This window comes from Streptomyces sp. NPDC052682 (assembly GCF_040678435.1).
GTDB lineage: Bacteria > Actinomycetota > Actinomycetes > Streptomycetales > Streptomycetaceae > Streptomyces.
In genome coordinates, this window is record NZ_JBFATS010000005.1 from 287,703 (window position 1) to 310,233 (window position 22,531).

The 22,531-nt window shown below is 72.1% G+C and carries 18 protein-coding genes; 4 read left to right on the forward strand and 14 right to left on the reverse strand.

Translation table 11 applies throughout. The features are described 5' to 3' along the window. Positions 1-7 precede the first annotated feature (7 nt). The 11 genes from ftsZ to rsmH form a co-directional block, all read right to left on the reverse strand. The gene (gene ftsZ, locus AB0K80_RS10125) at positions 8-1,201 is read right to left on the reverse strand and encodes a cell division protein FtsZ (RefSeq protein ID WP_365667757.1); all 1,194 of its coding nucleotides are present in this window, start codon (positions 1,199-1,201) and stop codon (positions 8-10) included. Between the two features lie 289 nt (positions 1,202-1,490). Continuing rightward, the gene (locus AB0K80_RS10130; RefSeq protein ID WP_365667759.1) at positions 1,491-2,285 is read right to left on the reverse strand and encodes an FtsQ-type POTRA domain-containing protein; all 795 of its coding nucleotides are present in this window, start codon (positions 2,283-2,285) and stop codon (positions 1,491-1,493) included. Positions 2,286-2,310: 25 nt separating this feature from the next. Further along, positions 2,311-3,408, reverse strand: coding sequence for an undecaprenyldiphospho-muramoylpentapeptide beta-N-acetylglucosaminyltransferase (gene murG / locus AB0K80_RS10135; protein WP_365667761.1), 1,098 nt, complete (start codon positions 3,406-3,408; stop codon positions 2,311-2,313). A 6-nt stretch (positions 3,409-3,414) separates the two neighbouring features. Next, a complete protein-coding gene (gene ftsW, locus AB0K80_RS10140; protein ID WP_365667763.1) occupies positions 3,415-4,776 on the reverse strand; it encodes a putative lipid II flippase FtsW in 1,362 nt (453 codons plus the stop codon). A gap of 83 nt (positions 4,777-4,859) precedes the next feature. Next, positions 4,860-6,302, reverse strand: a complete 1,443-nt coding sequence (gene murD, locus AB0K80_RS10145) for a UDP-N-acetylmuramoyl-L-alanine--D-glutamate ligase (protein WP_365667765.1) — start codon at positions 6,300-6,302, stop codon at positions 4,860-4,862. Then, on the reverse strand, positions 6,284-7,375 hold the full coding sequence (mraY, locus tag AB0K80_RS10150) for a phospho-N-acetylmuramoyl-pentapeptide-transferase (protein ID WP_365667937.1): 1,092 nt from the start codon (positions 7,373-7,375) through the stop codon (positions 6,284-6,286). The genes murD and mraY overlap by 19 nt, the downstream gene beginning before the upstream one ends. Next, entirely contained in the window at positions 7,375-8,781 is a 1,407-nt protein-coding gene (gene murF, locus AB0K80_RS10155) for a UDP-N-acetylmuramoyl-tripeptide--D-alanyl-D-alanine ligase (RefSeq protein ID WP_365667767.1), read from the reverse strand. Before murF ends, mraY begins: the two co-directional genes overlap by 1 nt. A 28-nt stretch (positions 8,782-8,809) precedes the next feature. Then, positions 8,810-10,330: a UDP-N-acetylmuramoyl-L-alanyl-D-glutamate--2,6-diaminopimelate ligase gene (locus AB0K80_RS10160; protein WP_365667769.1), complete on the reverse strand. Its 1,521-nt coding sequence runs from the start codon at positions 10,328-10,330 to the stop codon at positions 8,810-8,812. Between the two features lie 219 nt (positions 10,331-10,549). Next, on the reverse strand, positions 10,550-12,511 hold the full coding sequence (locus AB0K80_RS10165; protein WP_365667771.1) for a penicillin-binding protein 2: 1,962 nt from the start codon (positions 12,509-12,511) through the stop codon (positions 10,550-10,552). A 5-nt stretch (positions 12,512-12,516) separates the two neighbouring features. Beyond that, a complete protein-coding gene (locus AB0K80_RS10170; protein ID WP_365667773.1) occupies positions 12,517-12,999 on the reverse strand; it encodes a septum formation initiator family protein in 483 nt (160 codons plus the stop codon). 21 nt (positions 13,000-13,020) lie between these two features. Next, on the reverse strand, positions 13,021-13,977 hold the full coding sequence (gene rsmH, locus AB0K80_RS10175; protein WP_365667774.1) for a 16S rRNA (cytosine(1402)-N(4))-methyltransferase RsmH: 957 nt from the start codon (positions 13,975-13,977) through the stop codon (positions 13,021-13,023). A 323-nt stretch (positions 13,978-14,300) separates the two neighbouring features. On the opposite strand from rsmH, the gene AB0K80_RS10180 reads away from it, so the two are divergent. From AB0K80_RS10180 to AB0K80_RS10195, 4 genes are all read left to right on the forward strand, one after another. After that, on the forward strand, positions 14,301-14,909 hold the full coding sequence (locus AB0K80_RS10180; RefSeq protein ID WP_365667776.1) for a carbonic anhydrase: 609 nt from the start codon (positions 14,301-14,303) through the stop codon (positions 14,907-14,909). Positions 14,910-15,250: 341 nt separating this feature from the next. Further along, positions 15,251-16,267 (forward strand): MoxR family ATPase, encoded by a 1,017-nt coding sequence (locus tag AB0K80_RS10185; protein WP_365667778.1) that lies wholly within the window; start codon positions 15,251-15,253, stop codon positions 16,265-16,267. Next, positions 16,264-17,628, forward strand: a complete 1,365-nt coding sequence (locus AB0K80_RS10190) for a DUF58 domain-containing protein (protein WP_365667780.1) — start codon at positions 16,264-16,266, stop codon at positions 17,626-17,628. Before AB0K80_RS10185 ends, AB0K80_RS10190 begins: the two co-directional genes overlap by 4 nt. Next, a complete protein-coding gene (locus AB0K80_RS10195) occupies positions 17,625-20,021 on the forward strand; it encodes a DUF3488 and transglutaminase-like domain-containing protein (RefSeq protein ID WP_365667782.1) in 2,397 nt (798 codons plus the stop codon). Before AB0K80_RS10190 ends, AB0K80_RS10195 begins: the two co-directional genes overlap by 4 nt. A gap of 231 nt (positions 20,022-20,252) precedes the next feature. Here the strand turns inward: AB0K80_RS10195 and AB0K80_RS10200 are convergent, their stop codons facing one another. The 3 genes from AB0K80_RS10200 to AB0K80_RS10210 form a co-directional block, all read right to left on the reverse strand. Then, complete coding sequence (locus AB0K80_RS10200) at positions 20,253-20,642, reverse strand: DUF3040 domain-containing protein (RefSeq protein ID WP_365667784.1); 390 nt, start codon at positions 20,640-20,642, stop codon at positions 20,253-20,255. Between the two features lie 299 nt (positions 20,643-20,941). Then, entirely contained in the window at positions 20,942-21,712 is a 771-nt protein-coding gene (locus AB0K80_RS10205) for a methyltransferase (RefSeq protein ID WP_365667785.1), read from the reverse strand. 242 nt (positions 21,713-21,954) lie between these two features. Next, positions 21,955-22,518 (reverse strand): SAV_6107 family HEPN domain-containing protein, encoded by a 564-nt coding sequence (locus AB0K80_RS10210; protein WP_365667787.1) that lies wholly within the window; start codon positions 22,516-22,518, stop codon positions 21,955-21,957. Positions 22,519-22,531 lie beyond the last annotated feature (13 nt).

Here is a 22,531-nt window from a genome sequence, read left to right on the forward strand (position 1 = left end):
AGGAGCATCACTTGAGGAAGTCCGGTACGTCCAGCTCCTCGGCCGCGCTGTCCGAGTAGGTGCGCGGCGCCGGGGTCACCGGCGGGGCGACCGGGATGTCGCTCACCGGTTCCGGAGCGGGCTCCGGGTCCTCCTTCGGGGTCACGCTGCCGAGCGAACCGAAGGAGGGACGGGACTCGGGCTGCCGGGCCGGGGCCGGCTCCTCGCGCTTGGCGGAGCTGGAACCGAGGACGTTGTCCCGGCGGGCCGGGGGGTGGCCGCCGTCGAAGCCGGCCGCGATCACGGTGACCCGGACCTCGTCGCCGAGGGCGTCGTCGATCACCGCGCCGAAGATGATGTTGGCCTCGGGGTGGGCGGCCTCGCTCACCAGCTGAGCGGCCTCGTTGATCTCGAACAGGCCGAGGTCGGAGCCGCCGGAGATGGACAGCAGCACCCCGCGGGCGCCGTCGATGGAGGCTTCCAGCAGCGGCGAGGAGATCGCCATCTCGGCCGCGGCCACCGCGCGGTCGTCGCCGCGGGCGGAGCCGATGCCCATCAGGGCCGAACCGGCCTCCGACATGACCGACTTCACGTCGGCGAAGTCGAGGTTGATCAGACCGGGCGTGGTGATCAGGTCGGTGATGCCCTGGACACCGGAGAGCAGGACCTGGTCGGCCGACTTGAAGGCGTCCAGGACGGACACCTGGCGGTCGGAGATGGACAGCAGGCGGTCGTTCGGAATGACGATGAGGGTGTCGACCTCTTCGCGGAGCTCGGCGATGCCCTCCTCGGCCTGGTTCGCACGGCGCCGTCCCTCGAAGGTGAACGGGCGCGTGACCACACCGATGGTCAGGGCACCCAGCGAGCGTGCGATGTTGGCCACGACGGGCGCGCCGCCGGTGCCGGTGCCGCCGCCTTCACCGGCTGTCACGAAGACCATGTCGGCCCCCTTGAGGACCTCCTCGATCTCCTCGCGGTGGTCCTCGGCGGCCTTGCGGCCGACGGCCGGGTTGGCTCCGGCGCCGAGTCCGCGGGTGAGTTCGCGGCCGACGTCCAGCTTGACGTCGGCGTCGCTCATCAACAGCGCCTGTGCGTCGGTGTTGATGGCGATGAACTCGACGCCCTTGAGACCGACCTCGATCATCCGGTTGATGGCATTGACACCACCGCCGCCGACACCGATGACTTTGATGACTGCGAGGTAGTTCTGCGGTGCTGCCACGTCGAAGGCCTCTCGCCTCGAGTTACGTGTCGCCGTATCACCGTGGCGCGCTGCGCCCCCGTGACCCGACGACTGATGCCGAATGGGACGGTCCGTATCGCCGACCCGAACCCTAACGCTGAAGTTTAGGGTTACCAGTGTGTCTGTTCCCTGGACTCTTCCGAACAGGACACTAAGTCGACAAGTGGCGCACGTTCAACGAACACGCCGAACCTCCCGTTTTTCTTTTCACCCTATGTGATCAGCCGTAGCGCTGCCCAACCAGGGTGCTGGCCTGCGCGGATGTGCGTCAACTCCCTGATGACGCCGGGGCGGTGGGGACGCTGACGTCGAAGTGCCGCGCACCCGGCGCCGCTTTCATCAGAGCGGTGAGGGTACGCGCCTTCGAGGCGCCCTGCTCCCCGCTTCCCCAGTCGACCGTGCGGCCGTCGCTCAACTCCAGCGAGATGGCGTCGTACGAGCGCACCTTGACGGTCCGTGTCCGCTGGGCGACCGCGGCCGGAACCGCGCGGGCGACCCGCACCGCCTCCCGCACCAGTCGCGCCTGCCCGAACCGGCGCAGGCTCGCGGCGGCGGAGCCGGACCGGGACACCCTCAGTTTCAGTGTCGGCACACCTTTCGGGGCGTCAGAAACCGTGGCGAACCGGACGCCCTCATCGTCCACTTCGACGAACTTCCGGCCCTTTTGGATCAGCAGAACCGGAGTACGCTCCGTCACTTTCAGGTCGATTCCGTGCGGCCAGGAACGGACCACCTCGACCGCGTCGATCCGGGGCAGTTTCCGCAGCAGACGGGACTCGATCGCGTCCGTGTCGACGGAGATCAGCGGCTTCCCGAGGGGCACCTCGGCGGCCCGGCGCACCTGAGCCTCCGTCAGCACCCGGGTACCGGACACCGAGGCGCGTTCGACGCGCAGCCAGCTGGAGCCGTACAGCAGCCACAGGGCCGGGATGCCGACGAACACCAGGGTCAGGGCCAGCAGGACGAGCCGGCGCAGCCGGCGGCGGTTCAACCTCCGTACGGGCCGCGGGCCGGACGACTCCCGCTGGCGTTCACCGCGCTCGGCGGTCGTCGATCCGGCCACACTCCCTGCCTTCCGTCATGCGGGCCTAGCGATGCGCACGGCCGGCGGCGATCGCCTCGTACACCATGCCGACGAGCAGGTCGTCGGCGTCCCGGCGGCCGAACTCGGCGGCGGCGCGGGACATCTCGTACAGCCGGTGCGGATCGGCGAGCACGGGCAGGACGTTGTGCTGGACCCACTCGGGGGTCAGTTCCGCGTCGTCGACCAGCAGACCGCCGCCGGCCTTGACCACCGGCTGGGCGTTCAGCCGCTGTTCGCCGTTGCCGATGGGCAGCGGGACGTAGGCGGCCGGGAGTCCGACGGCGGACAGCTCGGCGACGGTCATGGCGCCCGCGCGACAGAGCATCATGTCGGCCGCGGCGTACGCGAGGTCCATCCGGTCCAGGTAACTTACCGGGATGTACGGGGGCATCCCCGGCATCTGGTGCACCTGCGGCAGTTCGTTCTTCGGGCCGACCGCGTGCAGGATCTGGATGCCCGCCTGCTGCAGGTACGGCGCGACGGCCTGGGTGACCTCGTTCAGGCGGCGGGCGCCCTGCGAGCCGCCGGAGACCAGCAGGGTCGGCAGGTTCGGGTCGAGGCCGAAGGCGGCACGGGCCTCGGGACGCACGGCGGCCCGGTCCAGGGTGGCGATGGAGCGGCGCAGCGGGATGCCGATGTACCGGGCGCCTCGCAGCTTGCTGTCGGGGGTCGACACGGCGACCTGGCTGGCGTACCGCGAGCCGATCTTGTTGGCCAGGCCCGGGCGGGCGTTGGCCTCGTGGATCACGATCGGCACGCCGAGGCGCTTGGCCGCGAGGTAGCCGGGCAGCGCGACGTAGCCGCCGAAGCCGACCACGACGTCCGCCTTGGTGCGCTCCAGGATCTGCTCGGTCGCCTTGATCGTGCCGCGCAGCCGGCCCGGGACGGTGATCAGCTCGGGGGTGGGCTTGCGTGGCAGCGGGACCGCGGGGATCAGCGCGAGCTCGTACCCACGCTCGGGTACGAGACGGGTCTCCAGGCCGCGCTCCGTGCCCAGGGCCGTGATGCCCACGGTCGGATCCTGCCTGCGCAGGGCGTCCGCGAGGGCGAGCGCGGGCTCGATGTGGCCTGCGGTTCCTCCGCCGGCGAGTACGACATGCACCGAAATTCACCGCTCTCCGGACGAGCGCGCCGCCGAGGCGCGCCGTCGCATCGTGTTCCATCTCCCGGGACTCCGACTGGCCACGGAACCCCTGGCCCCCCGCTTTCTACCAAAGCGGGGTTGCCGCATCGCAAGCGCCGCCCGCGCAGCGGGCTCGTCGCGCGCGAAGGCGATCAGCAGCCCGATGGCGAACATGGTCGGCAGCAGGGCGGATCCTCCGTAGGAGAACAGCGGGAGGGGGACGCCGGCGATCGGCAGCAGGCCGAGCACCGCACCGATGTTGATCACGGCCTGGGCCGTGATCCAGGTGGTCACGCCTCCCGCGGCATACCTCACGAAGGGGTCCTCCGTGCGTCCGGCCACGCGGATACCCGCATAGCCTAGAGCCGCGAAGAGGGCGAGGACCGACAGCGTCCCCGCCAGGCCCAGTTCCTCACCGGTGACGGCGAAGATGAAGTCGGTGTGCGCTTCTGGGAGTTGGCCCCATTTTTCCACACTCGCCCCGAGGCCGGAACCGAAGATTCCGCCGGAGGCGAGGGCGTAGATGCCGTGCACGGCCTGCCAGCAGTCGACGGGCCCGGCCTGGGGTTCGGTCGCGCCGAGGCACTGCAGGCGGGCCATGCGGTTGGCGCTGGAGGTGATGAGGATCGTGCCGATCACCGCGGCGATCGACAGCACTCCGATGAACAGCCGGGTGGGAGCGCCCGCGAGCCACAGCAGGCCGAACAGGATCGCGGTGAGGATGATCGCCGTGCCCATGTCGCCGCCGAGCATGATCAGCCCGAGCAGCAGGAAGGAGAGCGGTACGAGCGGCACCAGCATGTGCTTCCACTGCGCCAGCAGGTTCCTGTCCTGCTTGCGGGCGAGCAGGTCGGCGCCCCACAGCACGAGCGCGAGCTTGCCGAACTCGCTGGGCTGGATCTGGAAGGAGCCGCCCAGCGAGATCCAGTTCTGGTTGCCGTTGACCGCCACGCCTATCCCGGGCACCTGCACCAGGATCATCAGGAAGACGGCGCCGGCGAGGATCGGGTAGGCCAGCGCCCGGTGCAGCTTCACCGGCATGCGGGAGGCGGCCCACAGCAGCCCCGCGCCGATCACGGCGGCGAGCAGCTGCTTGCGGAAGAAGTACGACCCCGGCAGCGACATCTGCAACGCGGTGATCTGGGAGGCCGAGTAGACCATCACCAGCCCGAGCACGGTGATCAGCGCACTGCCGCCGAAAATCAGGTAGTAGGCGGTCAGCGGCCGGTCCCAGGCTTTGCGCAGCCGGGTGTACGTCCGCAGGACCGGGTTCTCGCGCGGCCCCGGCACGGTGGGCCGCCGCACGGCCCGCTGTACGGGAGGCCGCCCGGTACGGCTACCGGGCATCGCGGCCTCCGCCCAAGGTCTGGCTCGACCTCACCGGTCCCACCGTCCCTTTCAAGGTCGCCCGGCGCAGGCGGCCGGGTCGGTCAGGCGCCGAGTTCGCGAACCGCCTGCGCGAACGCGTCACCGCGCTGGTTGTAGTTGGTGAACATGTCCATCGAGGCGCAGGCCGGGGCCAGCAGCACCGTGTCGCCGGGCCGTGCGAGCCGCCTCGCCTCCTGGACAGCCTGGAGCATCGCCCCAGTGTCGGTCCGGTCCAGGTCGACGACGGGTACTTCCGGGGCGTGTCGCGCGAGGGCTTCACGGATCAGCGCGCGGTCGGCGCCGATCAGCACCGCGCCCCGAAGCCGCTTCGCCGCGTCGGCGACGAGTTCGTCGAAGGTGGCGCCCTTCGCCAGTCCGCCGGCGATCCACACGATCGACTCGTACGCCGCCAGCGAGGCCTGCGCCGCGTGCGTGTTGGTGGCCTTGGAGTCGTCGACGTACGCGACCCCGTCGACGTCGGCCACGTGCGCGATGCGGTGGGCGTCCGGCCGGAAGGCCCGCAGCCCGTCCCGTACGGCCGCCGCGGGCACGCCGAAGGCGCGGGCCAGGGCCGCCGCGGCGAGGGCGTTGGCGATGTTGTGCGGGGCCGGCGGGTTGACGTCGGAGACCTCGGCGAGCTCCTGGGCGTTCTTGTGCCGGTTCTCGACGAAGGCGCGGTCGACCAGGATGCCGTCCACGACGCCGAGTTGGGACGGAGCCGGCGTACCCAGCGTGAAGCCGATGGCCCGGCAGCCCTCCTCGACATCGGCCTCGCGGACCAGGTCCTCGGTGGCCTTGTCGGCGACGTTGTAGACGCAGGCGACCTTGTTGCCCTCGTAGATACGGCCCTTGTCGCGCGCGTACGCCTCCATGGAGCCGTGCCAGTCGAGGTGGTCCGGGGCGAGGTTGAGCACTGCGGCCGAGTGGGCGCGCAGGGAGGGCGCCCAGTGCAGCTGGTAGCTGGACAGCTCCACGGCCAGGACGTCGTACGGCTCGTCGGCGAGGACCGCGTCCAGCAGGGAGACGCCGATGTTGCCGACGGCGGCGGTGCGCAGGCCCGCCGCCGTCAGGATCGACGCGAGCATCTGCACGGTGGTGGTCTTGCCGTTGGTGCCCGTCACGGCCAGCCAGGGGGCGGCGTCCGGGCCGCGCAGGCGCCAGGCCAGTTCGACGTCGCCCCAGACCGGGACACCGGCCTTCTCCGCCGCCTGGAACAGCGGTTTGGCCGGCTTCCAGCCGGGCGCCGTGACGATGAGCTCGGTGTCCTCGGGGAGCGTGTCGCCGTCGCCGAGGCGGACGGTGATGCCGAGTTCGGCCAGCTCGGCCGCCTGGGCCCGGGCGCGCTCGTCGTCGCCGTCGTTGACGACCGTGACGTGCGCGCCGAGGCCGTGCAGCACCTTGGCCGCCGGGACGCCGGAGACGCCGAGTCCGGCGACGGTGATGCGCTTGCCCTGGAAGTCCGGGCGGTCCGAAGACACCGAGGAGGTCACTTGTCCGCTGCCCATCCCGCGTAGAAGAGGCCGAGTCCGACAATTACACAGATGCCCTGGATGATCCAGAAGCGGACCACCACCAGCACTTCGGACCAGCCCTTGAGTTCGAAGTGGTGCTGCAGTGGCGCCATCCGGAAGACGCGCTTGCCGGTCAGGCGGAAGGAGCCGACCTGGATGACCACCGACATGGTGATCAGGACGAACAGGCCGCCCATGATGGCCAGCAGCAGCTCGGTGCGCGAGCAGATGGCCAGGCCCGTCAGCACACCGCCGAGCGCGAGCGAACCGGTGTCGCCCATGAAGATCTTGGCCGGCGAGGTGTTCCACCACAGGAAGCCGAGGCAGGCGCCCATCAGCGCCGCCGAGACCACCGCGAGGTCGAGTGGATCACGCACCTCGTAACAGGCGTGGGGGTTGGTGAGCGTCTCGCCGTTGGCGCAGGACTCCTGGAACTGCCAGACGCCGATGAAGGTGTAGGCACCGAAGACGAGGACGGAGGCGCCGGTGGCCAGACCGTCCAGACCGTCCGTGAGGTTCACGCCGTTCGACATCGCGAGGATCATGAACAGCGCCCAGACGACGAACAGCACCGGTCCGATGGACCAGCCGAAGTCCGTGATGAACGACAGCTTCGTGGACGCCGGGGTGTTGCCGCGGGCGTCGGCGAACTGCAGCGAGAGCACCGCGAAGGCGATGCCGACGATCAGCTGTCCGGCCATCTTCGCCTTGGCCCGCAGACCGAGCGAACGCCGCTTGACGATCTTGATGTAGTCGTCGAGGAAGCCGACCAGGCCCATGCCGACCATCAGGCCCAGCACCAGCAGACCCGAGAAGGTGGGCGTGGCCGAGACGTCCTCGGTGGTCCAGGTGGTGATCAGCTTGGACAGGAAGTAGGCGGCCACCGTCGCCAGGATGAAGGCGATACCACCCATGGTCGGCGTACCGCGCTTGCTGGCGTGCTCGCGCGGTCCGTCGTCGCGGATGTACTGGCCGTAGCCCTTGCGGGCCAGCAGCTTGATCAGCAGCGGGGTGCCGATCAGCGTCAGGAAGAGGCCAATGACTCCTGCGAACAGGATCTGCTTCATCATCGGGCGGCAACCTCACCCTCGGCACCGGTCTCGAGCAGCGCCTCCGCCACCTTCTCGAGCCCGACCGAACGGGACGCCTTCACGAGTACGACGTCCCCCGGGCGCAACTCGCTGCGCAACAGGTCGATCGCCGCCTGTGCGTCGGACACGTGCACCGACTCCTCACCCCACGAACCCTCGTTATATGCGCCCAGTTGCAGCCAGGCGGCTTCCCTGCCGCCGACCGCGACGAGCTTGCTGACGTTGAGCCGGACGGCGAGCCGCCCGACCGCGTCGTGCTCGGCGAGCGCCTCGTCCCCGAGCTCGGCCATCTTGCCGAGCACCGCCCACGTACGACGCCCCTTGCCGATGGCCGCCAGCGCGCGCAGAGCGGCCTTCATGGACTCGGGGTTCGCGTTGTAGGCGTCGTTGACGACCGTCACGCCGTCCGGGCGCTCGGTGACCTCCATCCGCCAGCGGGAGAGGGAGCCCGCCTCGGAGAGCGCGACGGCGATCTCGTCTGCGGACATGCCCAGCTCGTGGGCGACGGCGGCCGCGGCGAGCGCGTTCGACACGTGGTGCTCACCGTACAGGCGCATCGTCACATCGCTTGCACCGGAGGGTGTGTGAAGCCTGAACGAGGGCTGTCCGCTGTCCGTGAGTCGCACGTTCTCGGCGCGAACGTCCGCTTCGCCGGACTCTCCGAAGAAGATCACCTTCGCCTTGGTACGGGAGGCCATGGCCCGGACGTAGGGGTCGTCCAGGTTGAGGATCGCGGCCCCGTCCTGCGGAAGTGCCTCCACGAGCTCGCCCTTGGCCTGGGCGATCTGCTCGCGGCCGCCGAACTCGCCGATGTGGGCGGAGCCGACGTTGAGGACGGCACCGATCTTCGGGGGCGTCAGTTCGGTGAGGTACCGGATGTGCCCGATGCCGCGGGCGCCCATCTCCAGGACCAGGAACCGGGTTTCCCCGGTGGCCTTGAGCGCGGTGAGCGGCAGCCCGATCTCGTTGTTCTGCGAGCCGGGGGTGAAGACGGTCGGCGCCTTGCGCTGCAGGACCTGGGCGATCAGGTCCTTGGTGCTCGTCTTGCCCGCCGAGCCGGTCAGGGCCACGAGGGTGGCGCCGAGGCGCTGGACGACGTGCCGGGCGAGGGCGCCGAGGGCCGCCTGGACGTCCTCGACGACGATCGCGGGCACGCCGACCGGGCGGGTACCGAGCACGGCGACGGCGCCGGCGGCCACCACCTGACGGGCGAAGTCGTGGCCGTCCACGCGCTCGCCGGCGAAGGCGGCGAAGAGGCTGCCGGGCTCCACCTCGCGGGAGTCCCGGACGACCGGTCCGGTCACCTGGACGGACGGATCCGGTATGTCGTGCGTCTGCCCGCCGACGACGTCTGCGATCTCGGCGAGGGAGAGGGCGATCACAAGTTCATCCCCTGGGTCTTCTGGATTTTCATCCCTGGGTCTTCTGGATGGCTTCCCGCAGCACCTGGCGGTCGTCGAAGGGGCGGACCACTCCGGCGATGTCCTGGCCCTGCTCGTGGCCCTTGCCCGCGACGAGCACGGTGTCGCCGGGCTGTGCGCGGGCGACGGCGGCGGCGATCGCGGCGGCCCGGTCCTCGAAGACCTGCACCTCGCCGCGCTCGTGCGCGGGCACGGAGGCCGCGCCCTGGAGCATGGTGGCCAGGATCGCGAGGGGGTCCTCGGAGCGGGGGTTGTCGGAGGTCAGTACGGCGGTGTCGGCGAGCCGGGCCGCGGCGGCGCCCATCGGCGCGCGCTTGGTCCGGTCGCGGTCGCCGCCGCAGCCGAGGACGACGTGCAGCTTGCCCTCGGTGACCTTGCGCAGCGCCCGCAGGACGGACTCCACGGCGTCGGTCTTGTGGGCGTAGTCGACGACCGCGAGGTACGGCTGCCCGGCGTCCACGCGCTCCAGACGGCCCGGCACGCCCGGTACGGCGGCGACGCCGTCGGCGGCGGCCTGCGGGTCGAGACCGGCGGCGGCGAGGGCGACGATCGCGGCCAGGGTGTTGGCCACGTTGAACGGCCCCGGCAGCGGCGACTTGGCGCTGATCCGCTCGCCCTTGGGGCCGAGGACGGTGAACGCCGACTCCAGCTGCCCGATCCGGACGTCCTCGGCACGCCAGTCGGCGTCGGGGTGGCCCTCCGCCGAGTAGGTGACGACCGGGACGGTGGCCTCCTTGGCGAGCCGGCGGCCGTACTCGTCGTCGACGTTGACCACACCGAGCCTGCTGCGCCGCGGCGTGAACAGCTGCGCCTTGGCCCGGAAGTAGTCCTCCATGTCGGAGTGGAACTCCATGTGTTCCGGGCTGAGGTTGGTGAAGACGCCGATGTCGAAGACGCAGCCGTCGACGCGGCCGAGGACCAGGGCGTGGCTGGAGACCTCCATGGCGACCGCCTCGACCCCGCGCTCGCGCATGACCGCGAACAGGGCCTGCAGGTCGGTGGCCTCGGGGGTGGTGCGCTCGGACTTGATGCGTTCGTCGCCGATGCGCATCTCCACCGTGCCGATCAACCCGGTCGACCTGGCGGTCTTCAGGCCGCCCTCGACGAGGTAGGCGGTGGTGGTCTTGCCGGACGTGCCGGTGATGCCGATCTGCAGCAGGTCGCGGCCCGGGTGGCCGTAGATGGTGGCCGCCAGCTCGCCCATCCGGCCGCGCGGGTCGTCGACGACCAGGACCGGCAGGCCGGTCGCGGCGGCACGTTCGGCGCCCGTCGGGTCGGTGAGCACGGCGACCGCGCCCAGGCCGGCGGCCTGGGTGACGAAGTCCGCGCCGTGCGCGCGGGAGCCGGGCAGGGCGGCGTACAGGTCGCCGGGGCGGACGGCGCGCGAGTCGTGGGTGATGCCCGTGACCTCGGCGGCGCGCTCCGGCGGCTCGGCACCCAGCTGACCGGCGAGTTCCGCGAGAGGGGTGGCGGTGACCCGCGCCGGCCGGGGCGGTCCCGGATATGTCACGGGTTGGCCCTTCTGGGTGGTTTGGGACTGATCAGCGTGTGGCACGGCGGTGAGCGTACCGGGCGTACCCGCCTGGGAGCGAAGCGAGGGGCCGGGGGTGCTCTGGTTCCCGGGGTCGGGGGTGATCGTCGTCACGGCGGCGGGTCCTGGTGGCTCGGTGGTGCTCGGGGCTGACGGGACGTGGTCGGGGGTGGTCGGGGGCGTGGTCGTCGGGGACGGTCAGGGCTTGAAGGTGACCGGGAAGCTGTCGGGCTTGGCGCCGGTCGGCGGGATCTGGAGGGTCTTCAGGGCGAACTCCATGACCTGTTTGTAGACGGGTCCGCAGATCTGGCCGCCGAAGTAGCTGCCCCGGGTGGCGTTCTGGATGGCGCAGTAGACCGTGATGCGGGGCTGGTCGGCGGGCGCGAACCCGGCGAACGAGGAGGTGTAGCCGTGGTACTTGCCGGTGGCCGGATCCACGCGGTTGGCCGTACCCGTCTTGCCCGCGACGCGGTAGCCGGGGATGCGTGCCTTGGTGCCGGTGCCTTCCTCGTCGTCCACCACCGACTCCAGCATCCGGGCGAGGGTCTTCGCCGTCTTCTTGCTGATCACACGGGTCTTCTTGGGTTTCGGGGCGGGGGTGAAGCGCCCGTCGGGGCCCTTGGTGCCGCGTACCAGCGTGGGTTCGATCCGGACGCCGCCGTTGGCGATGGTCGAGTAGACCGATGCCGCCTGCATGGCGTTGAGGGACACGCCCTGGCCGAAAGGAATCGTGTACTGCTGCGACGTCGACCACTGGGCGGGCGGGGCCAGGATGCCCTTGGTCTCGCCGGGGAAGCCGAGCCCGGTGTAACTGCCGAGGCCGAACCTGCGCAGGTAGTCGTAGAGCACCTTGTTGGCCTGCGCCTGGGTCTTGCCGAGCTGGCCCGTGGCCAGGATGGTGCCGATGTTGCTGGACTTGGCGAGCACGCCGTTGAGCGTGAGGTACCAGGTGGGGTGGTCGATGTCGTCCTTGAAGAGCCGGTCGCCGCGGTGCAGCCGGTTGGGCACCACGACGTGCGTCAGCGGGGTGGCGGCGTTCTCCTCGAGGACGGCGGCCATGGACATGACCTTGGCGGTGGAGCCGGGCTCGTAGGCGTCCTGGAGGGCCGCGTTGCCGAGCGCGTCGGGGTCGGCGTCGGACAGGTCGTTGGGGTCGAAGCCGGGCGAGTTGGCCATGGCGAGGATCTGGCCGGTGCGGGTGTCCTGGACGATGACGTAGCCGCGGTCCGCCGCGGACTTCTTCACCTGCTCGCTGATGGCGTTCTGCGCCGCCCACTGGATGTCGCGGTCGATGGTGAGCTCGACGTTGCTGCCCGGCACGGCGGGCGTCTCGGTGGCGCCGCCCGCGGTCGGGACCAGCCGGCCGCCGGACTGGGCGTAGCGGATCTTGCCGTCCTTGCCGGCCAGTTGCCGGTTCAGCTGGAGTTCGATGCCGCCGCCGGCCTTGTCCTCGCCGTTGACCCAGCCCAGTATCCCGGCGGCGAGGTCGCCGTTGGGGTACACGCGCTTGCTGGTGGGGACGGCGAAGACGCCCCCGAGGACGTTGACGGCGGTTTTGTCCTGCCCCGACTTGGCGGTGAGCGCGCTCTTGAGGTCCTTGATCTGCTTCCAGACCTGCGGGGTCTGGCGTCCGGCGAGCTTGACGTAGCGGAGGTTCTTGTTCGCGGGCCGCAGCTTCCTGACCAGCGTGTCCTGGTCCTGGCCGAGGATGGGCGCGAGCAGGGCGGCCGCCTGTTCGGGGCCGTCGTGGATCTTCAGCTCGTCCGGGGCGAACATCGTCGGGTCGGCGGTGATGTCGTAGGCGTCCTCGCTGGTGGCCAGCGCGATGCCGTTGCGGTCGGTGATCTCGCCGCGTTCGGCGGCCAGCACCTGACCGACGTACCGGTTCGCCTCGGCCTTGGCGGCGTAGGTGCCGGCGTCGACGGCCTGGACCTGGAACAGGCGTACGACGAAGGCGATCATCACCAGGGTCAGGGCGAGGCCGACCAGGCGCAGCCGGGGCCGGGGGCTGCCCAGCTTGATGACGCGGGGCGGTGCCGGGCGGCGCGGGCCGGGCCGGCGGGCCGGGCGGGCTGAGGGGCCGGGGCGGCGAGCGCCGCCGGAGCGGGCGGGGCCGGGCACCCGGCGGCGCGGCGGCTGCCTGCGGGAAGGGTCGACCACGTCCGTCACCTGCCGGGGGTCTTGGGCGCGGCGGGGGCCGACGGCGCCAGGGGCGGGCGCGTGGCGGTGATCATCGACTCGGGCGCGAGGAACAGGGGGTTGCGCGCGGCGGTCCGCCGGACGGCCGAGGCGGGGCCGGGGACGCCCTTGACCGTGCCGTCGGGGTCGAGGAAGGCCGGGTCGCCGCCGGGCACCATGCCGAGCTCACGGGCGCGCCGCTGGAGGGCCTCGGGGGCGGAGTAGGCGTCGATGTCCCGCTGCAGGGCCTGCTCCTCGTCGGTGAGGTTCTTCGTCTCCCGCTGGAGGTCGTCGAGCTTGAAGGCGCCCTCGCTGAGCGCCGAGTTCAGCACCAGCAGACCGATCAGACCGCCGCCCAGGAGGAGCACCACGAGGAGCACGAAGGGGGTGCGGGCCGCCTGTCCTGGTCCCGTCGGGAAGAGCTGCGCGAGACGCGCCGCCCTGCCCTTGAGTTCGGGTTTGCTACTCACTCACGCTCCCCTTCGCGGACCTCACTCGACGTCCTCCCTGACGCGCTCCGCGCCGCGCAGCCGCGCGGGGGCCGCCCGCCGGTTCTCGGCGATCTCCTGCTCGGTGGGAAGTTCGGCACCGCGCGTGAGCAGCTTGAGCCGGGGCTGGTAGCGCTCGGGCACGACCGGCAGCCCGGGCGGCGCGGTGCTGGCGGCGCCCGCCGCGAACACCTGCTTGACCAGCCGGTCCTCCAGGGAGTGGTACGACAGCACGGCGATGCGTCCGCCCACGGCCAGCGCCTTCACGGCGGCCGGAACGGCCCGCTCCAGCACGGCGAGCTCACCGTTGACCTCGATGCGCAGGGCCTGGAAGGTGCGCTTGGCCGGGTTTCCGCCGGTGCGCTTGGCGGCCTGCGGCAGGGCGTCGCGGATCACCTCGACGAGGCGGGCGCTGGTGGTGAACGGCTCCTTCTCGCGCTCGCGCACGACGGCGGCCACGATCCGCTTGGCCTGCTTCTCCTCGCCGTACGCCCGCAGGATCCGCACGAGCTCGCCGGGCGGGTAGGTGTTGAGGACCTCGGCGGCGCTGATGCCGGTGGTCTGGTCCATGCGCATGTCGAGCGGGGCGTCCTGGGCGTAGGCGAAGCCGCGGTCGGCCTCGTCCAGCTGCATGGAGGAGACGCCGAGGTCGAAGAGCACGCCCTGTACGCCCGCGTGGCCGAGCCGCTGCAGGACCTCGGGGAGTTCGTCGTACACGGCGTGCACCAGGGTGGCGCGCTCGCCGTACGGGGCGAGCCGCTCGCCGGACAGGCGCAGGGCCTCCTTGTCGCGGTCCAGGCCGATGAGCCGGACCTCGCCGAACCGCCGCAGCAGGGCCTCGCTGTGTCCGCCCAGGCCGAGCGTGCAGTCGACGACCACGGCCCCCGGCCGCTCCAGGGCGGGCGCCAGCAGGTCCAGGCACCGCTGGAGCATCACCGGGACGTGTCGACTCTGACTCAAGGGGGCCTCTCAGGTCCGGCGCGGCGCGACGCACCGCCGGGTCCCCGCCCGCTCGTGAAGGGGAGGCCTGCCGGCGCCGGAAGCGTCAGCCGACCGGGAGCGGGAGGAGGCCGAGCCGTACGTACGCGCCGCGCACGTGGGGAGAACTCCGGAACGTCGCCCAGGTCTCCGGGGGGAAATCGTCAGCGGGGAGCGTCTCCGCGGAGAGCCTCGCCTCCCGCTTCGCGTCACTTTAGTCCACGGGGTCTCGCGGTCAATCAACCGGCCTGCGCGTCGCGACCCGCGGCACACCACCCCTGTGGGGTGCCTCACTACAAGGTCCGATGGCGTTCTTTGTCCCCTCTCACAGCCGGACGCGGACGCCGGTGACCAGTACCTTCATGATTATGACGACCTCTGCATCGGTACCCGCAGCCTCCGAAGCCGCCATAGCCGGCGGCACCGTCACCGACCGGCTGGTCGAGGCCAACCAGCGCTACGCGGCGGACTTCACCGACCCCGGCATGGACGCCCGCCCCGTGCTGCGCGTGGCCGTCGTGGCCTGCATGGACGCCCGGCTCGACCTGCACGCCGCGCTGGGCCTGCAGCTCGGCGACTGCCACACCATCCGCAACGCGGGCGGTGTCGTCACCGACGACGTGATCCGCTCGCTGACCATCAGCCAGCGCAAGCTGGGCACGCGCAGCGTGGTGCTCATCCACCACACCGGCTGCGGCCTGGAGGCGATCACCGAGGACTTCCGCACCGAACTGGAGGAGGAGGTCGGGCAGCGCCCGGTGTGGGCCGTGGAGGCCTTCCGGGACGTCGACCAGGACGTACGGCAGTCGATGCAGCGGGTGCGGACTTCGCCGTTCCTGCTGCACACCGACGACGTGCGTGGTTTCGTCTTCGACGTGAAGACGGGTCTGCTGCGCGAGGTCGACCCGGCCTGAGCGCCCGCCCGCTCACGTCCGCTGAGCGCGGCATCAGCCCGCCCCGAAACGGCTTGCTGTCGCATTCCTGTCATTGCCGCGGCGAAAGGCCGTAAGACCGGACATGTCGTCGCCAGTTGTCCACAGGCGAGTGACACGAATCGGTAACGGCAGGAAGAATGCGGGAGTGGCGTCACGCGGACCTTGCGGAACTTTTCCCGCGTGCTGTCCGTGTTTCGGGGTGGGCCGGCGGCGCAGACAGTGCGTCGGCCCGGAGAAAGTAAAGGGCCGAGGAGGGCCGGGTGCCGACCTATGACGATCGAGCGAACCATGGGGGTACCCCCGCCCGAGCGTATTCGAGGGTGGGGGATGAACTGACCGCCGTCGTGGAACGCGTGCGGGAATCGGTGGAAGGCGTGATCGAGGGCAAGCCCGAGGTCGTACGGCTTTCGCTGACCGTGCTGCTCGCCGAGGGACATCTGCTCATCGAGGACGTCCCCGGGGTCGGCAAGACCATGCTCGCCAAGGCGCTGGCGCGGTCCATCGACTGTTCGGTGCGGCGTATCCAGTTCACGCCGGACCTGCTGCCGTCGGACATCACCGGTGTGTCCATCTGGGACCAGCAGCGCCAGGACTTCGAGTTCAAGCCGGGCGCGATCTTCGCGCAGGTGGTGATCGGCGACGAGATCAACCGGGCCTCGCCGAAGACGCAGTCCGCGCTGCTGGAGTCGATGGAGGAACGCCAGGTCACCATCGACGGCAAGACCTACGAGCTGCCCAGCCCCTTCCTGGTGGTGGCGACGCAGAACCCGGTCGAGATGGAGGGCACCTACCCGCTGCCGGAGGCCCAGCGCGACCGTTTCATGGCCCGGGTCTCGGTCGGCTATCCCAGCCCCGAGGCCGAGCTGCGGATGCTGGACGTGCACGGCGGCGTCTCGCCGCTGGAGGACCTCCAGCCGGTGGCGCACGCGGACGAGATCGTGAAGCTGATCGAGACGGTGCGCGGGGTGCACGTCTCCGACGCGGTGCGGCGGTACGCGGTGGACCTGGTCGCCGCCACGCGCAGCCACCCCGACCTCAGACTCGGCGCCTCCCCGCGCGCGACGCTGCACCTGCTGCGCGCGGCGAAGGCGTCCGCCGCCCTCAGCGGCCGGGAGTACGCGCTCCCCGACGACGTGCAGGCTCTCGCCGTGGCCGTCCTCGCCCACCGTCTGCTGCCCACCGCGCAGGCCCAGCTCAACCGCCGCACCGCGGAGCAGGTCGTCCAGGAGATCCTGCAGAGCACCCCGGTCCCCGCGACGCCCCAGCAGAGCGCCTTCGGCGGCCTGGGCCGCGGCGCACCGGCCTATCCCCAGCAGCCGCCGCGGAGGCTTGGATGACCACCCCGGGTCCGGGTCCGGTGGACGGCGACCGCGGCGACAGGAGCGGCGTGCGCACCGCCCTGGCCGGCCTGACCACCCGTGGGCGCTCCTTCCTGGCCGCCGGTGTCGCCGCGGGCATCTGCGCCTATGTGCTCGGCCAGAGCGACCTGCTGCGGGTCGGACTGCTGCTGGCGGTGCTGCCGCTGGTGTGCGCGGGCGTGCTGTACCGCACGCGGTACCGGGTCGCGGGCAGCCGCCGCCTGTCCCCCGCGCGCGTGCCGGCCGGTTCCGAGGCCCGGGTGCATCTGCGGATGGAGAACGTCTCGCGGCTGCCCACGGGCCTGCTGATGCTCCAGGACCGGGTGCCGTACGTGCTCGGCCCGCGCCCCCGGTTCGTGCTGGACCGGGTCGAGGCGGGCGGGCGCCGCGAGGTGTCCTACCGGGTCCGCTCCGACCTGCGCGGACGCTATCCGCTCGGGCCGCTCCAGCTGCGCCTGAGCGACCCGTTCGGCATGTGCGAGCTGACCCGGTCCTTCTCCACGTACGACACCCTGACGGTGATCCCGCGCACCGAGCCGCTGCCGCCGGTGCGGCTGAGCGGCGAGGCGAAGGGGTACGGCGAGGGACGGCAGCGCTCGCTGGCGCTGGCCGGCGAGGACGACGTGATCCCGCGCGGTTACCGCTACGGCGACGACCTGCGCCGGGTGCACTGGCGCTCCACCGCCCGCTACGGCGAGCTGATGGTGCGCCGCGAGGAGCAGCCGCAGCGGGCCCGCTGCACGGTGCTTCTGGACACGCGGGCCATCGCCTTCGAGGGCGCGGGCCCGGACTCGGCCTTCGAGTGGGCCGTCTCGGCCGCCGCGTCCGTGCTGGTGCACATGCTCGAGCGCGGTTTTTCGGTGCGGCTGCTGACGGACACCGGCAACGCGGTGCCGGGCGAGGGCGGCGACGGGTTCGCGGGCGCGAGCCAGGAGTCGGCCGACGCGGCCGGGCTGATGATGGACACCCTCGCGGTGATCGACCACTCCGACGGGGCGGGCCTGTCCCGGGCGTATGACGTGCTGCGCGGCGGGAGCGAGGGGCTGCTGGTGGCCTTCCTCGGCGACCTGGACGAGGAGCAGGCGGCGGTGCTGGCCCGGATGCGGCAGCGCAGCTCGGGCGCGGTGGCCTTCCTCCTGGACAGCGCCGCCTGGGTGCGGGAACCGACGGATGTGCCCGGCCGCTCGGACGGGAACGGGGAGCGGCTGCGGATGCTGCGCGAGGCGGGCTGGACGGCCCTGAGCGTGCCACGGGGTGCCTCCCTGAACGAGCTGTGGCGGCAGGCGGACCGGGAGCGGTCCGGCCTGGTGACGGCGAGCGGCGGGGAGGGACGGGCATGAGCGGGCGAGCCCGGCTGACGCTGTGCGCGTGGGCGGCCACGCTGATGGCGGCCTCGGCCCTGCTGCCCCTGGTCGAACCGGCGAGCTGGATCCTGCAGGCGGCGTTCCTGCTGGCGGTGCAGTCGGGCGTGGGTGCGGCGGCCCGCCGCGTCCCGCTGGCCCGGGTGCTGACGGTGGCGGCGCAGAGCGTCGTCACGGTGCTGCTGCTGACGCTGGCATTCGCCCGCAGGCAGGCCCTGTTCGGGCTGATCCCGGGCCCGGACGCGCTGCGCCACTTCGCGGATCTGCTCCAGCAGGGCGCGGACGACATCGCGCGGTACGCGATCCCGGCGCCGCTGTCCTCCGACGGCATCCGGCTGATGCTGCTCGGCGGGGTGCTGGTGATCGGGCTGCTGGTGGACACCCTGGCGGTGACGCTGCGCACCGCGGCCCCGGCAGGACTGCCCCTGCTCGCGCTGTACTCGGTCGCCGCGGGGCTGTCCGACGGCGGCGCCGACTGGCTGTGGTTCCTGGTGGCGGCGGGCGGCTATCTGATGCTGCTGCTGGCCGAGGGCCGCGAGCGGCTCTCCCAGTGGGGCCGGGTCTTCGGCGGGGCACCGCGCACCCCGGGCGGCGAGCCGAGCGGGGCTCTCGCCCCGGTGCGCACCGGGCGGCGCATCGGTGTGGTCGCGCTGGGCATCGCCCTGGTGGTTCCGCTCGGGCTGCCCGCGATGCACGGCGGCCTGCTGGACGCCGCCGGCAGGGGCGTGGGCTCCGGCACCGGGGGCGGCGGCACGATCTCCGCGGTCAACCCGCTGGTGTCCCTGCGCGACAGCCTCAACGTGGACCAGGACCGCCAGGTCCTGACGCTGCGGACGAAGAACAACAACGACGTCTCCGACCTGTACATCCGGATCGTGTCCCTGGACGACTTCGACGGCACCACGTGGAAGCCGTCCAAGCGGCGCATCGAGCCCGTACCGGACGGACAGTTCCCCACGCCGGTGGGGCTCGGCCCGGCCGTCAAGCGCGACCAGTACGAGACCACGATCACGGCGGCCGACTGGTACGCCCAGGACTGGCTGCCGATGCCCTACCCGCCGAGCGGCGTCACCATCCAGGGCAACTGGCGCTACGAACCGGTGGGCATGACACTGGTCGGCGACCACGGCCAGAACACCCGCGGCCTGACGTACCAGGTGAGGAGCCTGGACGTGCAGCCGACGCCGGAGCAGCTGGCCTCGGCGCCGAAGCCTCCCCCGGCCATCGAGCGTGAGTACACCCAGCTGCCGGACTCCCTGCCGCCCGTGGTGGGCAGGACCGCCCGGCAGGTCACCGAAGGAGCGACGAACCCGTACGACAAGGCGGTCAAGCTTCAGGACTACTTCGCGGTGACCGGCGGCTTCCAGTACGACACCCGGGTGGAGGTCGGCAGCGGCTCGGAGGGGATCGCCCGCTTCCTGCGCGACAAGCAGGGCTTTTGTGTGCACTTCTCCTTCGCGATGGCGGCGATGGCACGTGAGCTGGGCATACCGGCCCGGGTGGCGGTGGGCTTCGCGCCGGGCACCCCGCAGGGGGACGGTTCGGTCGCGGTGGGGCTGCGCGACGCGCACGCCTGGCCGGAGCTGTACTTCGAGGGCGTGGGCTGGACCCGCTTCGAGCCGACCCCGACGCGCGGGTCGATCCCGTCGTACACGGTGCCCGACTCGCCCGGCGGTTCGCTGCCGAACCCGGCGCAGCCGTCCCAGAGCGCCTCACAGGCGCCGTCCGCCGCGCCCTCGGCGAGCGAGAGCTGCACGGTGGAGCAGCGGAAGCTGGACGGCGGGTGCGCCGGCGAGTCCCCGCAGGCGGCGCTGTCCACGGACGACGACGGCCCCGAGTGGTACGCGCTCCTGCTCTGGGTCCTCGGCGGCCTGGCGGTCCTGCTGGTCCCCCTGGCACCGATGCTGTGGCGGCTGCGGACGCGGGCCGTGCGGCTCGGGGCACACGGCCGGACGGACGCGGACGCCGCGGTGCACACCCTGGCGGTCTGGCAGGAGCTGACCGACACGGCGTGGGACTTCGGCATCGCGCCGGACGAGTCGCTGACCCCGCGCAAGGCGGCGGACCGCATCGTCCGGCTGGGCGATCTGGACGCGGTGACGGCGGCGTCGGTGCACCGGGTGGCGGACGCGGTGGAGCAGGTCCTGTACGCGCCTCGGCCCCGCCCGGCCGCGGGCCTCACCGAGGACGTCCACCGTGCCACCGCGGGCCTGCGCACGACGGCCGGCCGGGCGGCCCGGCTCCGCGCGGTGCTCGCACCCCGCTCGACGGTGCGGGTGGTGTGGACGGCCTCGGCCTGGTGGTCGGGCATCCGGGAGCGCGCCCTGGCCCTCCGTCCGAGGTGGACCAGGCCGTCGGGGCAGCGGGGCTGATGCCGTCCCGGGCTGATTCCGTCCCCGGGGCTGAGCCTCTGCCCCGGGGGTGAGCCCCAGCTCCTGGGGTGAGCCCCAGCTCCTGGGGCTGATGCCCGGGGCGCCGAGGGGTCCCACCGCTCGGCTCGGCCCCTGCAGCCGGAGGCGCTCCCGTGCATGCGTCAGGGGGTGACCACCCTGGTGGGTGGTCACCCCCTGACGTGCGTCTTCAGTCGGCGGCGCGTGGACCGGCTAATGACCCTGTTCGTCGCGGCGGCGCTGCCACCGCTCTTCGATCCTGTCCATCATGGAGCGCCGCGGCCGGCCCTGACGGCGGGCATGCGGCGCACCGACGGCCTGTTCACCCGGCTTGGGCGCCTTGCGCCAGCCGGTCACGGCGAGCACCGCGCACCCCAGCATGACGAGGAAGCCCACCACACTGAGCCAGACCTGCTTGGCGACCATACCGGCCATGAGGAGCGCAATACCCACGAGGAAGCCCGCGACCGCCTGGTAGACCCGCCGCCGGGTGTACGTACGCAGCCCGCTTCCCTCAAGCGCCGACGCGAACTTGGGATCTTCGGCGTACAGCGCTCGCTCCATCTGCTCGAGCATGCGCTGCTCGTGCTCCGAGAGCGGCACGGAGTCCTCCTCATCGTGCAGTCGCCTGGGCGACCCTGGGGGGTCTCTTCAGGATAGGCAGGGAATCGCCCCCGTGAAACCCGCCCCTCTGCGCCAATTGGCCAACCGGATTCCGCCATGGAGGTCCGGTCCGCTGAGGCTTCCATTCCCCGGCGGCCGACCCGTCATGCCGAAGCGGTCTCCCTCGATCATACGGCGCCAAGCCCCCGTTCGGGGGGCCTGTGGCGTACTCCATCCGCAGCCGAGGCGCTGATCAGCGGTGCCGTACCAGCAGACGACGGAAGACGACAGGAACCTGCTCAGGCCTCGGCAGCCCCGTCCGTCTCGGCGAGCACATGCAGCTGTGTGGCCACGGAGTGGAAGGCGGGCAGCTCGGCCGCCGCCTCCTCCAGTTTCAGCAGCGCCTCCAGCGCTCCGGGCTCGGTGTCCACCAGCACGCCGGGGACGAGGTCGGCGAAGACCCGCACGCCGTGCACGGCGGTGACCCGCAGACCGGCCTCCTCCACCAGTTCGGTGAGCTGGCCGGCGGTGAAACGGCGCGGGACGGGGTCACCCGTACCCCATCGTCCGTTCGGGTCCTCGAGCGCCTGCTTGGCCTCCTTGAAGTGCCCTGCGAGGGCCCGCGCGAGCACGGCCCCGCCCAGGCCGGCGGCGAGCAGGCTGAGGACGCCCTCGGCGCGCAGCGCGGCCACCGCGTTGCGGACGCCCTCGGCCGGGTCGTCCACGTACTCCAGGACGCCGTGGCACAGGACGGCGTCGTAGCCGCCGCGCTCGGCCACGTCGAACAGGCCGTGGGCGTCGCCCTGGACGCCCTGGACACGGTCGGCGACACCGGCCTCGGCGGCCCGGCGCTCCAGCGCGAACAGCGCGTTGGGGCTGGGGTCGACGACGGTGACCCGGTGCCCGAGCCGGGCGACCGGCACCGCGAAGTTGCCGCTGCCGCCCCCGGTGTCGAGGACGTCCAGCGCCTGACGGCCCGTGGCCTTGACCCGGCGCTCCAGGGCGTCCTGGAGAACCTCCCAGACCACGGCGGTACGGAGAGAAGCGCGGGGGCGCATCGGGTCCGACACGGCAGTTGACTCCTCGGCGCGGCACCGCCCTGGACGGCGGAGCGAACGGTTGGCCTCCCCACCGGCTGCGGAGGGCAAGGCTTCAGGCGTCCTCCACCCTATTGCCTCCGGTCCCCGGCCCGGTCACTGCGGGTAGGCGAGCCCCCGGGACCGGCCCACCCCCGTGCCCGCTCGTCCCTGTCCCGGCCCACCCCTGCTCAACTCGCCGCGACCGGCCCGGCTCGGCACCGGCGGTATGCCGATCAGCCCGCGTCCGGCATCCCGCGCCCCCGCGCACCGTCCTGCGGCTGGTCCGGCTCCGGGCGCGGCTGGGGCAGCACCGGCTGGAGGACCAGCATGCGCTCGACCAGGCGGATGAACATCGCCACGTCCCGTATCAGGTCGTCGGCGTCCCGGCTGCCGGCCGCGCCCTGGATGCCCGCCTCGGCCCGGGCGCGACGCCGGGCGCCGGAGGCGAACAGGGCGCTCCACTCGGTGAGTTCGGGCGCGATCTCCGGGAGCACTTCCCAAGCGCTCCTGATCTTGGCCCGGGCTCGGGGCGAGGCCTCCGGCCGCCCCCGGGCGGCGAGCACGGCGGCGGCCGTGCGCAGCGCGGCGAGGTGGGCGGTGGCGTAGCGCTCGTTGGGCGTCTGGAGGCCGCCGGCCTCGTCGAGCCCGGCACGGGCCTGGGCGAGCAGGTCGAGAGCGGCGGGCGGGGCCGTGGCCCGGCGCAGCACGGGGTGCACGTCGCTCGCCGGGCCGGTCAGTGAGGGGGCAGGGCCGGTGGCGCGGCGCCGACGGGCGGCTGCTGCGTGGTAGCTGGCCATGACGAACCTCCTG

Bases quoted from the DNA above. Each gene is read 5' to 3' on its own strand.
- murD (WP_365667765.1), bottom strand. From the start codon at position 6,302: ATGGGCAGCGGACAAGTGACCTCCTCGGTGTCTTCGGACCGCCCGGAC.
- AB0K80_RS10210 (WP_365667787.1), bottom strand. From the start codon at position 22,518: ATGGCCAGCTACCACGCAGCAGCCGCCCGTCGGCGCCGCGCCACCGGC.
- AB0K80_RS10190 (WP_365667780.1), top strand. From the start codon at position 16,264: ATGACCACCCCGGGTCCGGGTCCGGTGGACGGCGACCGCGGCGACAGG.
- ftsW (WP_365667763.1), bottom strand. From the start codon at position 4,776: ATGCCCGGTAGCCGTACCGGGCGGCCTCCCGTACAGCGGGCCGTGCGG.
- AB0K80_RS10180 (WP_365667776.1), top strand. From the start codon at position 14,301: ATGGCGTTCTTTGTCCCCTCTCACAGCCGGACGCGGACGCCGGTGACC.
- mraY (WP_365667937.1), bottom strand. From the start codon at position 7,375: ATGAAGCAGATCCTGTTCGCAGGAGTCATTGGCCTCTTCCTGACGCTG.
- AB0K80_RS10195 (WP_365667782.1), top strand. From the start codon at position 17,625: ATGAGCGGGCGAGCCCGGCTGACGCTGTGCGCGTGGGCGGCCACGCTG.